Source organism: Novosphingobium sp. MBES04 (genome assembly GCF_000813185.1).
Classification (GTDB): domain Bacteria; phylum Pseudomonadota; class Alphaproteobacteria; order Sphingomonadales; family Sphingomonadaceae; genus Novosphingobium; species Novosphingobium decolorationis.
The window spans coordinates 2268096-2282401 of record NZ_DF850488.1; the positions used below are offsets into that span (position 1 = coordinate 2268096).

The 14306-nt window shown below is 67.1% G+C and carries 10 protein-coding genes and 1 pseudogene; 8 read left to right on the forward strand and 3 right to left on the reverse strand.

Translation table 11 applies throughout. The annotated features are described in order from the left end of the window. The first annotated feature begins 51 nt into the window (after positions 1 to 51). The 5 genes from MBENS4_RS10050 to MBENS4_RS25785 all read left to right on the forward strand — a co-directional run bounded on the left by MBENS4_RS10050 (position 52) and on the right by MBENS4_RS25785 (position 7542). On the forward strand, positions 52 to 2994 hold the full coding sequence (locus MBENS4_RS10050; protein WP_242404860.1) for a TonB-dependent receptor: 2943 nt from the start codon (positions 52 to 54) through the stop codon (positions 2992 to 2994). Positions 2995 to 3087: 93 nt separating this feature from the next. Further along, positions 3088 to 5103, forward strand: a complete 2016-nt coding sequence (locus MBENS4_RS10055) for a S9 family peptidase (RefSeq protein WP_052322179.1) — start codon at positions 3088 to 3090, stop codon at positions 5101 to 5103. Between the two features lie 31 nt (positions 5104 to 5134). Then, on the forward strand, positions 5135 to 6709 hold the full coding sequence (locus tag MBENS4_RS10060) for an amidase (protein ID WP_039390498.1): 1575 nt from the start codon (positions 5135 to 5137) through the stop codon (positions 6707 to 6709). Positions 6710 to 6760: 51 nt separating this feature from the next. Further along, a complete protein-coding gene (locus tag MBENS4_RS10065) occupies positions 6761 to 7387 on the forward strand; it encodes an FMN-binding negative transcriptional regulator (protein ID WP_039390500.1) in 627 nt (208 codons plus the stop codon). 11 nt (positions 7388 to 7398) lie between these two features. Next, the gene (locus MBENS4_RS25785; RefSeq protein ID WP_159108043.1) at positions 7399 to 7542 is read left to right on the forward strand and encodes a hypothetical protein; all 144 of its coding nucleotides are present in this window, start codon (positions 7399 to 7401) and stop codon (positions 7540 to 7542) included. A 327-nt stretch (positions 7543 to 7869) separates the two neighbouring features. On the opposite strand, the gene MBENS4_RS26605 is transcribed toward MBENS4_RS25785, so the two are convergent. The 3 genes from MBENS4_RS26605 to MBENS4_RS10075 all read right to left on the reverse strand — a co-directional run bounded on the left by MBENS4_RS26605 (position 7870) and on the right by MBENS4_RS10075 (position 10282). Continuing rightward, positions 7870 to 8400, reverse strand: a complete 531-nt coding sequence (locus tag MBENS4_RS26605) for a DeoR/GlpR family DNA-binding transcription regulator (RefSeq protein WP_340140833.1) — start codon at positions 8398 to 8400, stop codon at positions 7870 to 7872. Beyond that, the gene (locus tag MBENS4_RS26610; RefSeq protein ID WP_242404861.1) at positions 8286 to 8675 is read right to left on the reverse strand and encodes a DeoR family transcriptional regulator; all 390 of its coding nucleotides are present in this window, start codon (positions 8673 to 8675) and stop codon (positions 8286 to 8288) included. The genes MBENS4_RS26605 and MBENS4_RS26610 overlap by 115 nt, the downstream gene beginning before the upstream one ends. A 65-nt stretch (positions 8676 to 8740) precedes the next feature. Beyond that, positions 8741 to 10282: a glycerol-3-phosphate dehydrogenase gene (locus MBENS4_RS10075; RefSeq protein ID WP_039390502.1), complete on the reverse strand. Its 1542-nt coding sequence runs from the start codon at positions 10280 to 10282 to the stop codon at positions 8741 to 8743. A 171-nt stretch (positions 10283 to 10453) separates the two neighbouring features. Here MBENS4_RS10075 and MBENS4_RS10080 point away from each other — a divergent pair, with 171 nt between their 5' ends. The 3 genes and pseudogenes from MBENS4_RS10080 (at position 10454) to MBENS4_RS10090 (ending at position 14257) form a co-directional block, all read left to right on the forward strand. After that, positions 10454 to 11287: an MIP/aquaporin family protein gene (locus MBENS4_RS10080; protein ID WP_039390504.1), complete on the forward strand. Its 834-nt coding sequence runs from the start codon at positions 10454 to 10456 to the stop codon at positions 11285 to 11287. Positions 11288 to 11329: 42 nt separating this feature from the next. Further along, positions 11330 to 12818 (forward strand): annotated as a pseudogene (gene glpK, locus MBENS4_RS10085) (glycerol kinase GlpK). 131 nt (positions 12819 to 12949) lie between these two features. After that, entirely contained in the window at positions 12950 to 14257 is a 1308-nt protein-coding gene (locus MBENS4_RS10090) for a sugar MFS transporter (protein WP_039390506.1), read from the forward strand. The last annotated feature ends 49 nt before the right edge of the window (positions 14258 to 14306 follow it).

The window sequence follows — 14306 nt, forward strand, 5'->3', positions numbered from 1 at the left end:
CGCGGCACCGGGCAGCGCCACCGTTCAGGGACGGATCAGGGGGAAATGCAAATGTTGAGCCTATTCAAGTCGCGTCTGGTGCTGGCCTCGGCGCTCGGGGTCTCCGTGTCGGCACTCGCCACGGCCACGCCGGTCATGGCGCAGACGCAGGTGCGTCAGTTCGATATCCCGGCCCAGGCGCTGGCCTCCAGCCTGCTGGAGTTCTCGCGCCAGTCCGACATCATGGTCGTCGTCGCGCCCGATCTTGCCGCGGGCCGGACGGCGCCTGCGCTGCGCGGTCGCTATGCCAGCGAAGAAGCCATCGCCCGCCTGCTGCGGGGAAGTGGCCTTCGCGCGGTGGCCAACGCGCGCGGAGGATATCGCATCGAACGCGCGGACAGTGCGCCCTCCGCGACCCGCCAGGACGCCGCCACGACGCCGGGCTCTTCGGGTGAAGGCATTGTCGTGACGGGCTCGCGCATTGATCTTCCGGGCTACGAATCGCCCACTCCGCTGCTGCGCATGACCCAATCGGACCTCCAGGTCGTGAGCCGTCCGAACCTGGGCGCCGCCTTCGCCGACCTGCCCCAGTTCAAGGCCGCCGAGTCCCCGGTGACGTCGAGCACGAACACCGGCGCGGGGCGCTTTCCGATCAACATTCGCGGCCTTGGCGCGCAGCGCTCGCTCCTGCTCATGGATGGCCGCCGCCTGGTCGACGGGGACCTGAACTCGGTTCCCTCGATCATGATCGCCAACGTCGATGTGGTCACGGGCGGCGCTTCGGCCGCCTGGGGTTCGGACGCGGTCGCGGGCGTCGTCAACCTCATCGTCGACGGCGACTACGAAGGCGTACGTCTGGGCGCCCACGGCGGTATTTCCTCGCGCGGGGACGCGCAGGAGTACGGCTTCTCGGGCAAGTTCGGGACGCGCTTCGCAGATGGTCGGGGCCATTTCGTGATCGGCGGGGAATACGTCGACAACAAGGGCATTCCCCGGCGCACCGACCGGGCCAACACCGGCCGCTGGTCGAGCCTTGGCAACACCACGCTGACGCCGGACATAGGCTATGCCACGCGCCTCAAGGGCGGCTACATCACCTCGGGCGTGCTGCAGGGGCAGGGCTTCAACCCGGACGGCACCTTGCGCACCCCCGACATCGGTACGGTCATCGGCAGCAACATGATCGGGGGCGAAGGCCCCTCGAACGACGATTACAGCGTGCTCGTCACGCCCCAGCGCCGCTACGCGATCATGGGAAAGGCTTCCTATGAACTGACCGATACGCTGGAGATCAGCGCGGACCTTCGCTATTCGCGCTTCTACAATTCCTATGCCTGGTTCGGCAGCCACATCGACAACTGGACGATCCAGGCCGACAACGCCTTTCTCAACAACGATATCCGCCAGGCGCTGGCCGCGGCCGGGCAGGACAGCTTCACGCTGTCGCGCTTCAACGGCGATCTTGCCTTCGCGGACATCGACGTCGACCGCCGCAATATCCAGGGCACGATCGCCCTTGATGGCAGCTTCGGCGACGGACGCTGGCGCTATGGCGCCTATTACAGCCACGGCGAATACCGCAACAAGCTGCGCACGCCCGGCTTCCTCATCGCCGAGAACTTCGCCAACGCGGTCGACGCCGTCATCGACCCGGCCACCGGCGCGCCGGTCTGCCGTGTCCAGCTGACCCAGGGCGACAGCGGCTGCGTGCCGCTCAACCTCTTCGGCGAGGGCGCGCCCAGCCAGGCCGCGATCAACTACACGACCGGAACTCCGCGCTTCAACGGGCTCGACAAGCTCGACACCTATGGCGCCTCGCTGCGCGGTGAGCCGGTGGACCTGCCCGCAGGCCCCGTCTCGATTGCCGTGGGCGTCGAGGGGCGCCGTCTTTCCACCCGCGCCGACATCAGCGAGATGGACGCAGCCGGTGCCTTCCGGACCTTCAACTTCAGCGGCTTTTCGGGCAGCTACAACGTGAAGGAAGCCTTCGCCGAAGTCGTCCTGCCGCTCGTCCATGACACCCCGCTGCTGCGCAATCTGCAGCTGAACGGCGCGGTGCGCGCCTCCGACTACAGCACGAGCGGCACGATCTGGTCCTGGAAGCTGGGGCTGACCAACGAGTTCTTTCCGGGTGTTATCGGCCGCGTGACCCGTTCGCGCGATATCCGCGCGCCCAATCTCACCGAGCTCTACACCACCCCGACGATGAGCTACGGCGGCATCGTCGATCCGCGCAATCCGGATGCCGGGACCACCAGCACGCTGATCTACGGCGGCGGCAATCCGCAGCTGCAGCCCGAGCTGGCGAACACCTGGACGGCGGGCCTGACGATGGCTCCCCTTCCTAGCCTGACCGCCTCGATCGACTACTTCAACATCGCGATCAACGATGTCATCTCGACGCTGGGCGGACAGAACATCGTCGACCGCTGCGAGGCGGGCAACACGAACCTGTGCGGCTACATCAACCGGGACAGCGCGGGCCGGATCACCAGCATCACTTCCTCGCAGGTGAACCTCGCGCAGTTCAAGACCGACGGGATCGACGCCGAAGTCGCCTATAGCCTGCCGCTCAACAATTCGGCGAACGGTCGGATCGACGTGCGTCTCATCGGGACCTGGGTGAACAGCTTCACCCGCGACGATGACATCACCAAGATCGAGTACGTCAAGACGCAGGGCTACGCCTTCACCGACGGCACCCCGCGCCTGCGCGCCAACCTTTCGGTCGGCTACGCCAGCGACGGGTTCAGCGGCCTCGTGCGCGGGCGTTTCATCTCGGCCGGCTACTGGGACCGCACACGTCCCACGCTGACCAACAACGACTACGCCGCCTTCATGTATTTCGACCTCAACCTCAGCCAGAAGGTCGCGGTAGCAGGCGGCAAGTCGCTGGAAATCTACGGCAACGTCGCCAACCTGTTCGACAAGGACCCGCCGATCTACTCCACCTTCACGCCGTACTACGACGTGATCGGTCGGTACATGACGATCGGCGCCCGCCTCGAGTTCTGATCGGGTCCCGACCGGACTGCGGGGCACGCGTACCTGCCCCGCAGTCCTTTTTCGCGCCTTGAACATTCCACCCCGCGCATGAGGACATTGCAAGTGAAGGACCTTTCACGCGCGGCGAGCGCGCAGCTCCGGCAGGTTCTGCTGGCCGGCGCACTGGTCGCCAGCCTCGGTATGGCATCCCCGGCCCAGACCGCCGAGCCAGACGACACGGCCCGACCCGCATCCAAGGTGCAGGACGCGCGCCCGATCACGCCGGACGACATCCAGGCTCTGACCGGAGTCCACGACCCGCAGATAGCGCCCGATGGCGCGCAGGTTCTCTACGTCACCCAGCCCCGCCTGGCGACGGGCGCGCCGGATCGTTCGGACATCTGGATCGCGGCGCGCGACCGCGCCTCGCCCCCGGTGCGCCTGACGCAGGGCACGTGGAAGGAGGGGAGCCCGCGCTGGTCGCCCGATGGCACGGCCATCGCCTATCTCTCGAACCGCAAGGCACCTGACGATGCGACCGGCACCGCCACGCGGCAGATCTGGATCGTGCGCCCCGGCCGCGAGGGACCTCGCCCCGTCACGCGCTTTGCAGATGGCGTGCGCAGCTTTGCCTGGGCCCCGGACGGCCAGAGCCTCGCGGTGCTGGCGCGCGCACCGCACGAGGACACCGCCCACCCGATCCAGGAGGTCGATGCGCCGGGTACCCCTGTCGACCTGTGGATCCAGGACCTCGCCTCGGGCGCCGTGCGCCGCATCGCGGTCAAGGGGCGCACGCTGTCCGATGTCAGCTGGTCGCCCGATGGGACGCGCATCGCGGTTCGCGCGGCCGCGACCTCGGGCCTCAACGACCGCTTCTACCATTCCGAACTGCGCGTGCTGGATGTTGCCAGCAGCACGAGCCTGCGCACCTTGCGCGAGAGCGCCTACAGCGGAGCCAGCTGGTCGCCGGACAGCCGCAAGGTCGCCTTCACCGCACCCGCCCAAGGGACCATTGGAATCGACGCCTTCGTCGCCGACGTCGCCTCAGGCAGAGTGCGCAAAGTCGGTGCCGATCTCGACGGTACGATCCGGCAGATCGCATGGTCGGGCGAGGCCGACACGCTCCTCGCCCGCGCCGTCGTCCATACCCGCCAACAGATCGTCCGCATCGACGCCAGGACCGGACGGGCCAGCCCGTTCGTCCCCTTTGAGGGACGCATCACGGACTTTTCGGTGGCGACGGACGGCCAGATTGCCCTTGCGGCGAGTACGCCCGAGCGTCCTGCCGATATCTGGATACACGGGGACGCCAGGCTTACCTCGCTCACCGATCTCAACCCCCAGATCCGCGGGATTGCGCTCGGCACCGTCGAGGAAGTGCAATGGACCAGCCAGCGTGACGGGCAGACGATCTATGGCGTGCTGGTGCTCCCCCCCGACCACGTGCCGGGCAGCCCGCGCAAGACGGTCGTCCTCGCGCATGGTGGCCCGCACGAAGCCTGGGCCACGGCCTGGCAGGGCAGCTGGATCGACTGGGCGCAGCTTCTCGCCAGCCACGGCTATGCAGTCCTCCTGCCCAATCCGCGCGGTTCGGCAGGTCAGGGCAACGCCTATGCGCGCGGGGTTATCTCAGGATGGGGCACGCGGGACTACCAGGACCTGACCGACGGCGTGGACATGCTGGTGGCGCGCGGCATCGCCGACCCGGCACGTCTGGGTATCGGAGGCTGGAGTTACGGCGGCTTCCTTTCGGCCTGGGCGGTGACCCACGACCGCCGCTTTCGCACAGCCGTGATCGGCGCGGCCCCCACCGATCCGCTGACCCTCGCGCTAGCCACTGACACGCCCGACTTCGTGACGGCCTATTTCGGCCTTCCGCCCGAAGCGATCGCCCGGATGGACCGATCCGCCCCCTTGGGCGCGCTCGACAAGGTCGCGGTGCCGGTGCTCGTCCTTCATGGCGAAGAGGATGCGCGCGTCCCCCTTTCGCAGGGGCTCGCCTTCTATCGCGGCCTGCGACTGCTCGGAAAGCCGGCCAGCATGGTCACCTATCCGGGCGAGCCGCACCGGATAGGCGGACCCGATCATCAACGCGACATCCAGGAGCGCGTGCTCGCCTGGTTCGATGCGCACCTGTGACCCTGTACCCCTGTGACAAGGAGACTTCGGCATGACACAAGCAACCACCCCTGTGGGTCTGCGCCGGCGCGACGTGCTGACCCGCTCCGCCGCGCTGGCCCCCGCTCTGGGCTCTGCCCTCACCGCCCCGGCCGTGCTGGCCGCTTCCAGGGAGAATGCGCCTGTGAATGACATCCTCGACATGAGCGCGGTCTCGCTCGCCAAGGCCTTGCGCGGTAAGGAACTCTCTGCGCGCGAAGTCATGTCCGCGCATCTCGAACGGGTCGATGCCCTCAACCCCCGATTTAACGCCATCGTCTCGCGGATCGATGGAGATGCCGCGCTCGCCCAGGCCCGCAGGCTGGACGAGGACGCCGCCAAGGGCCGCTTTCACGGACCTCTCCATGGCTTCCCTCACGCGGTCAAGGACACCGCCTCCACCCGCGGCATCGCCAGCACGCAAGGCTCGCCGATCCTGAAGGACAACATTCCCGATGCAGATTCGCTGGTCGTCGCCCGCATGCGCGCAGCCGGAGCGATCTTCGTGGGCAAGAGCAACGTGCCCGAATTCGCGCTGGGCTCGCATTCCTACAACCCTGTCTTCGGGATCACGCGCAACGCCTACGATCCGCGCAAATCCGCCGGGGGCAGCACCGGGGGCGGCTCGGTGGCGCTGGCGCTGCGCATGGTGCCGCTGGCCGATGGCAGCGACTTCGGCGGTTCGCTGCGCAACCCGGCCGGATGGAACAACGTGTTCGGCTTCCGCCCATCCTGGGGCCGGGTTCCCTCGCTCCCCAACACCGACCTGTTCTGGCAGAACTTCGCAACGTCAGGACCGATGGGCCGCCATGTCGAGGACGTGGCGTTGCTGATGTCGGTCCAGTCCGGCCCCGATCCACGCGCCCCCTTCGCGCAGGACGACGACCCGGCCCTCTTCGCGCAGCCGCTCGCGCGCGACTGGAAGGGCGCGCGCATCGGATGGCTGGGCGATCTGGGCGGAGCACTACCCATGGAAGCGGGTGTGCTGGAGACCTGCGAGAAGGCGCTGGGTGCCTTCGCATCCCTGGGTATGGAGGTGGGCGAGGCGAGCTTGTCCGAAGACGCCGAGGCGATGTGGCAGACCGCCGTCACGCTGCGCCATTGGTCAGTAGGCGCCGACCTTCAGGGCTTCTACGACGATCCCGAAACGCGCCGTCTGATGAAGCCCGAGGCGATCTGGGAAGTCGAAGGCTACAAACGCCAGACCGCGCCGCAGCTGGTCGCCGCGAGCGAAGGCCGCACCCGCATCGCCAAGGCGTTCCAGGAGGCGTTCACCCGCCATGATTTCCTTGCACTTCCGACCGCGCAGGTCTTCCCCTTCGATGTCGACCAGCACTGGCCCCATGAGATCGCCGGACGGCGCATGGATTCCTACCACCGCTGGATGGAAGTTACCCTGCCTGCCACCATGGCCGCTTTGCCGGTCCTCGCCATTCCAGCCGGTTTCGGCGGCGCGGGGAAGCTTCCCATCGGCATCCAGCTGATCGGCCCGCGCAACGCCGACCTGGCCGTCCTGCAACTGGGTCACGCCTACGAGCAGGCCAGCGCCTGGATCGCGCAGGCCCGCCCGCCCGTGCTGCGCGCCTGATCTTCCCATGCGGGACGCGCCCGCGCGCCCCTTCCCGACAAGGCTTTCGACATGACCTTTCCGACAGGCGCCCCGGGCGACCTTGCCGACCTCATCCGCTCCCACCCGCTGGCCTGGCTCGTCACTTCGGGCGCAGAGGGTTTCGATGCATCTGCGCTTCCGCTCGTCGCCGAGACCGGCCCGGACGGAGAGGTCAGTGCGCTCATCGGCCATTGCGCGCGCACGAACCCGCAGGTCGCGGCCCTGCGCCAGCAGCCCCGCGCCTGGGCGCTGTTCATGGGGGCGCAGGGCTATGTCTCGCCCGGCCATGTGTCGAGGGCCCACTGGGTTCCGACCTGGAACTACGCCGTCGCCGTGCTCACGCTTGAGGTCGAACTGCGCGAGGAGGGCACCGAGGAGGCCGTGCGCCAGCTGGTCGACGAGGCCGAGGCCGACCGGCCCGGGCCCTGGCGCATGGAGGATGCGGGATCGCGCGCGCCGCAGATGCTGTCACGGATCATCGGCTTTCGCGCCGCGATCACCGACCGGGACCTGCGCTTCAAGCTGGGGCAGGACGAGGACCTGCCCACCTTGCGTGAAATCCTCGCCGGGCTGGAAGGGACCAGGCTTGCCGCCGCGATGCAGCGCGCGAACGCGGGGCGCCTCGGCACTGACCTGCAGGGCTCGCCCCGTTGGTGAAGGAGCCTCCGTTGGAAAACGCGGCGCGTCACCGGTTGCTGCGCCGTCGCCACCGGCATCGCCGCTGGCTGCCAAGATTGCAGGCCGAAACCGCAGCCGGCAACGATGTCCCGCTGAAGGGCCTCGAGGGCATCGCACCGCACCTGCGTGATTGAGGCCAGCCTAGCCTACCATCGCCACCACATCCTGCGGATACCGGGCAGGTCGACAATTCTTCTCATTGCTTGGTGCGTGAGGAAGCCGAACATGCGCTCGACGCGATTGCGATCGTGTCGATAGTTCGGATGCTCCGGAGCAGGTTCTCGCGCAAGCGGTCGCCATCATGGCCTTTGTCGGCAAGCAAGGCGGCGGCCTCTGCTGTGACGGAAGTTGGTGCCACTTCATGGACTTGGGGGGCAAATGGGGGGGGTGCTTTGCGGAATGCGATTATAAAAATCGTTCATTCGTAAAAATTTGAAGCTGAAATCTCAGCCCCTCATCGATCAGGGGTGCGTCAGGGTCTCGATCAGGGTGACGCCGTTGTCCGCGCAGGCCTGGCGCAGGTCCGGGTCGGCCAGGGTGTCGCACACGAAATAGTCGATCGCTTCCATTCCGCAGACCCGCACCGGGGCCGAGCGGCCGACCTTGGAGCTGTCGGCAACGAGGATCACTTTGCGCGCGTTGCGGATGATCGTTTGCGAGACTTCCACCTCGTCGATGGCGAAGTCGAGCAGGCTGCCGTCGGGATCGAGCGCGGAGATGCCGATGAGCGCGTAGTCCACGCGAAAGCTCTCGATGAAGCGCATGGCAAGGGCGCCCACCACCGCGCGGTCGGCGGTGCGCACCTTGCCGCCCACGCACACCAGTTCCATGGACGGGTGGACCGAGAGCGTGTCGATCACGTTGAGGTTGTTCGAGATCACCATGAGGTTACGGTGGTTGCCGAAACTGGCCGCGACCGCCTCTGTCGTGGTGCCGATGTTGACGAACAGTGAGGCTCCGTCGGGTACCAGCGCGGCGGCAGCTGCGCCGATCCGGGCCTTGGCGTCCGAGGCGACCGAACGGCGCGCCTCGTATTCCAGGTTGATGCGCCCGAGGTGACCACCGCGCCCCCGTGCACGCGCGAGAGCAGCGCCTGCTCGGCCAGCACATTGAGGTCCTTGCGGATGGTCTGGGGGGTCACATCGAGCCGTGTGGCGAGATCGTCGACCTCGACGCGGCCCGCGCCGCGCGCGATCTCCAGGATGCGCGTGCGCCGGCGCGTCACGATATCGCCCTGGCTGTCCTCGATGCTCGTGTGCGCGCTCATGCGCCTGCTGCCCCCGTCATGGCGCCACCCTAGCGGCGCGCACGCGCCGTGCAAAGCGCAGGCGCTCAGGCGTCCTGCGAAAGATAGGTGGCAAGCCTGGCGGCGGTACCTTCAGGAACATGCAGGCCCAGCTTGGAGCGGCGGTAGAGGATGTCCTCGGCGCTGCGGGCCCATTCGTGGGCGACCAGATAGTCGACCTCGGCAGCATGCAGGCCGCCGCCGAAATCCTCGCCCAGGTCTGCAGGGCTCTGCGCGCCCGACAGGATCGTCTCGGCGCAGGTGCCGTAGGCGCGCGCGAGGCGGTGGAGAAGGGCGCCGGGCATCTGCGGAAAGCGGCGGGTAAGGTCCTGCACGAAGCGGGCGAAGTCGCCGTTCGGGATATCGCCGCCGGGCAGCACTGCGCCGCCGGTCCAGGCGGTCTTCGCCTGCGGGAAGACCTGCGCGATATGCTCCAGCGCGTGTTCGGCGAGCTTTCGGAAGGTCGTAATCTTGCCGCCGAAGATGCTGAGCATCGGCGCGCCGCTCTCCGGCCGGTCGAAGTCGAGCACGTAGTCGCGCGTCACCGCCGAGGCGTTGGCGGCGTGATCGTCATAGAGCGGGCGGATCCCGGCGTAACTCCAGGCGATGTCGGCGGGGGTAATGGCGCGATCGAAATAACGGTTGGCGGTCTCGCACAGGTAGGCGGTCTCGGCCTCGCTGATCTCGGCCTTGCCGGGCTCCTGCGTCCAGGGCTCGTCGGTCGTGCCGATGAGCGTGAAGTCGCGTTCGTAGGGAATGGCAAAGACGATGCGGCGGTCCGGGTTCTGCAGCATGAAGGCGTGATCGCCCTCGTAGAGCCTGGGCACGACGATGTGGCTGCCCTTGACGAGGCGCACGCCGCGATCGTTCTTGGCCCGGCCCAGGCGCTGGAGCACCTTGTCGACCCAGGGGCCGGCCGCGTTGACGAGCATCTTCGCGCGCACCTCGCGCGCGCCATCGGGGCCTTCGACAGTGGCGTTCCAGGTGCCATTTGCGCTGGTCGCGCCCGTGAGGCGGGTGCGCGTCTCGATCCGCGCGCCGCGCGCGGCCGCGTCCATTGCGTTGAGGACGACGAGGCGGCTGTCCTCAACCCAGCAGTCGGAATAGACGAAGGCCTTGCCCTTGCCCTTGTGAGCGCCCGTGTCCGACACGGGAGAGAGGCCGCGTCCCTGCGGCGCGGTGTCGAGGTTGAGCGTCTCGGTGCCCGGCAGGCTCTTTCTCCCGCCGATGTGGTCGTAGAGGAAAAGGCCGAGGCGCACCATCCAGGCCGGGCGGGGGGACTGCGACTGGGGCAGGACGAAGCGCAGCGGCCAGATGATGTGCGGGGCCATGGACAGCAGGCGCTCACGCTCGATCAGCGCTTCGCGCACGAGGCGGAATTCATAGTATTCGAGGTAGCGCAGCCCGCCGTGGATCAGCTTGGTCGAGGAAGATGAGGTGTAGCTGGCAAGGTCGTCCTGTTCGACCAGCAGCACCGAGAGCCCGCGCCCGGCCGCATCGCGCGCGATGCCAGCCCCATTGATGCCGCCGCCCACGATCAGCAGGTCGTAGGTGGGCTCTTGCGAGGGAAGGGGCGTTGCAGATGGCAAGGTGGGGACTCCACTTCGGTGTGGCCGGGTCGGGAAACACATCCCGGTGAATTTCGTTTCATCGTATAGTTTGCCAAAAACGAAAATTCAAACGAAAGTCTTGACCTTCGTATGAAGGTGCGTGCAGGGAGGGGCCGAAAACGAAGACCAATAGAGGGGAGATCTCGGATCGTGCCTGCCGGGACCGAAGATTCGCGCAAGCTGCGCGGCGAACTGATTGCCGAGATGATCGCGGTGATGATCATCGTGACGCTGGGCGATTCCGCGGCGGCCATGATCACGCTCTATGACCCCAGCCCCTATGCGCAGGCCTACTGGGGCGTGTGCATCGCCTGGGGCCTTGCCGTGACGCTGGCGATCTACGTGACCGGCTCGGTCTCGGGGACCCACGCCAATCCGGCGGTGACCCTGGCGCTGATGGTCTATCGCGGCTTTCCCCGGCGCAAGGTTCTTCCATACATGGCCGCGCAGGTCGCAGGCGGCGTGATCGGCGCTGCGCTCGTCCTTCAGCTGTGGCATCCGGTGATCGACGCGTTCAACGCCGCGCAGGGCCTGACCCGGGCGCAAGGCGGCGCGGCCGGGGTCTTCTTCACGCTGCCCGGCGCGCACATCACCCCCTGGCACGCCTTCTGGGACGAGGTCATCCTGACCGCGTTCCTGCTGCTGGGCATCTTTGCGATCACCGACGAGTACAACGAGATGGCCCCGCGGGCGAATTCGGGGGCGTTGATGATCGGCCTGCTCGTCGCGGCCATCGGCGCCTCGGGCGGCTATCTCGAAGGCTGGCCGATCAACCCTGCACGCGATTTCGGGCCGCGCCTCTTCGCGACGTTTACCGGATGGGGATCCTCGGCGCTGCCGGGGGCGGGCTTCTACTTCTGGGTCCCGATTGCCGGGCCCTTCGTGGGCGGCCTTGTCGGCGCAGGTCTTTATCACTTCGCGATCAAGCCCTACCTGCGCCCCGACGCGAAAACCGAAACCGCATCTGAAACCGGCGCTGAATAAGCCGGCCCCGTTACCCCAGTTACCCCGACGGAGAGTTCCCGCATGTCCCAGCCCGGCCATCTACTTGCTATCGACCAAGGGACGACCTCGACCCGCGCCATCGTCTTCGACGCCGAGGCGCGCGCAGTCGCAACCGCGCAGTGCGAGTTCGAACAGCACTACCCGGAACTGGGCTGGGTCGAGCACGACCCGGAGGACATCTGGCGTGATGTGGTGAAGACCGCGCGCGAGGCCATGGCCCAAAGCGGCGTCGCGCCGCGCGACATCGCCGGGATCGGTATCACCAACCAGCGCGAGACCGTGGTGGTGTGGGACAAGGCGACGGGCACGCCGATCCACAAGGCCATCGTGTGGCAGGACCGGCGCACCGCGCGGTTGTGCGCCGATCTCAAGGCCGAGGGGGTGGAGGCCGACGTGCGGGCGCGCACCGGGCTCCTTGTCGATCCCTACTTCTCGGCGACCAAGCTCGCCTGGATCCTCGACAACGTGGCGGGCGCGCGCCGCGGCCGAGCGCGGGGAGCTTGCTTTCGGCACCATCGACTGCTTCCTGCTGTGGCGCCTGACGGGCGGCAAGGTCCACGCGACCGACGTCACCAACGCCGGACGCACGATGCTCTACAACATCCGCACGCAAGGGTGGGACGAGGAACTGTGCCGCCTGTTCCGCGTGCCGATGCAGATCTTGCCCGAGGTCCACGACAACAGCCACGTTTTCGGTACGACCGCGCCTGGCCTGTTCGAGGCCGAGATTCCCATCGCGGGAATGGCGGGCGACCAGCAGGCCGCGCTGTTCGGCCAGGCCTGTTTCGCGCCGGGCATGGCCAAGTCGACCTACGGCACGGGCTGCTTCATGCTGCTCAACACGGGCGAGGAGGCGCTGGCCTCGGACAACCGCCTGATCACCACGCCCGCCTATCGCCTGAATGGCCAGATGACCTACGCGCTCGAAGGCTCGATCTTCGTGGCGGGGGCGGCCATCAAGTGGCTGCGCGATGGCATCGGGGTCATCACCCATGCGCGCGAGACCAACGACATGGCGACGCAGGTGCCCGATAACCATGGCGTCTACATGGTCCCGGCCTTTGTCGGTCTGGGGGCTCCGCACTGGGACCCCGACGCGCGCGGCGCGATCTACGGGCTGACGCTGGGGGCCGGGCAGGCGCATCTTGCCCGCGCGGCGCTGGAGGCGGTGGCCTACCAGACCATGGATCTGGCCGATGCGATGGTCGCCGATGGTGGTCGCACGCCCAAGCGGTTGCGCGTTGATGGCGGGATGGCCGCGAACGACTGGCTGTGCCAGTTCCTCGCCGACATGCTCGATGTGCCGGTCGAGCGTCCGGTGCACCTGGAAACGACGGCGCTGGGCGCGGCCTTTCACGCTGGCCTTGCGACAGGCGTCTGGAGCGATCTCGACGCGCTCTCGCGCACCTGGCGGCAGGGCGAGCTGTTCCGCCCGGCGATGAAAGCCGAGCGCCGCCGGGATCTTGCCGCTGGCTGGAAAGATGCTGTGCGCCGCACGATCTCCAAATGATCTGGCCCGAAATGAGCCATCACGGCATGTATCTCTCAGACGTGCGCAATTTCTTGCCCTGAGTGAAAAAATGCACCAGATCGTTGCGCCCTGAACAGCCACCCCACCGGGAGAAGAGCACCGTGGCCGCAATGATCGATACCAGCCCCAGTGGCGATGCTGAAACGTTCGGGGAAGAAGTCCCGGGCGGCCACGTCGACGCGCCCGAGCTGCGCTACTTCGTGTTTGCACTGTTCTTCATCTTCGGGGGCATCACCAGCCTCAACGATGTCATCATTCCCAAGCTCAAGGAGCTGTTCACGCTCAGCTTCACCGAAGCGATGCTGGTGCAGTTCTGCTTCTTCACTGCCTATGCGGTGATCGGCATTCCGGGCGCGATGCTGGTGCGCAAGCTGGGCTACATGCGCGGCGCCGTAGTGGGCCTGGTGGTGATGATTGCGGGCTGCCTTGCCTTCATTCCGGCCTCGCAGACGGCCTACTACCCGCTGTTCCTGGCCGCCTACTTCGTGCTGGCCGCGGGCGTGGTGATCGTCCAGGTCGTCTCCAACCCGTTGATCAGCCTGCTGGGCCCGCGCAAGACCGCGTCCTCGCGCCTGACGTTCGCGCAGGCCTTCAACTCGCTGGGTACCACGCTCTTCCCCATTGCCGGTTCGGTGCTGATCCTGGGAAGCCTCGCCAATGTCTCGGCCGGTGAACTGACCGGCGCGGCGCTCGACACCTACCGCCGGCAGGAAAGCCAGGCGATCGTCCATGGCTACCTCGGCATTGCCGCGGCGCTGGCGCTGGTTGCCCTCGCGGTCTGGATGTTCCGCAATCGTCTTCCCGTCGAGAAGCACGAGGCGCACGCCAGCAAGGGTATGCTAGAACGCTTCGGTCTCGATCTCCTTGCGCGCCTGCGCTTTGGCTACGGCGCGCTCTGCATCTTTCTCTACGTCGGCGCCGAGGTCACCATCGGCTCGCTCATCGTCAACTACCTGATGCAGGACCACGTGATGGCGCTGCCCGAGGCGAGCGCGGGCAAGCTCCTGGGCTTCTACTGGGGCGGAGCGATGGTCGGCCGTTTCCTCGGTTCGGCGGTGCTGCGCCTCATCAGCCCGGGCAAGGTGCTGGCCTTCAACGCCTGCGCGGCCATCGTCCTGATCGCGGTCTCGACCACTGGCACCGGACCGTTGGCGGGCTACACCCTGCTGGCCGTGGGCCTCATGAACTCGATCATGTTCCCCACCATCTTCAGCCTTGCCTGCGAGAAGCTGGGCACGCGCGCGGCCGATGGTTCGGGCATCATCAATGTCGCCATCTGCGGCGGGGCGGTGATCCCGGTCCTTACCGGCGCGCTGGCCGATGCGACGGGCGGCAACCTCTCGATCGCCTTCATCATCCCGGCGCTGTGCTATGCGGTGATCGCCGGCTTTGGCCTCTACGCACGCCGTCCGGCCTGAACCGGGCGCGTCGCAAGAGGTTAATGGAAGGTCAAGAAAACAGGGTTAT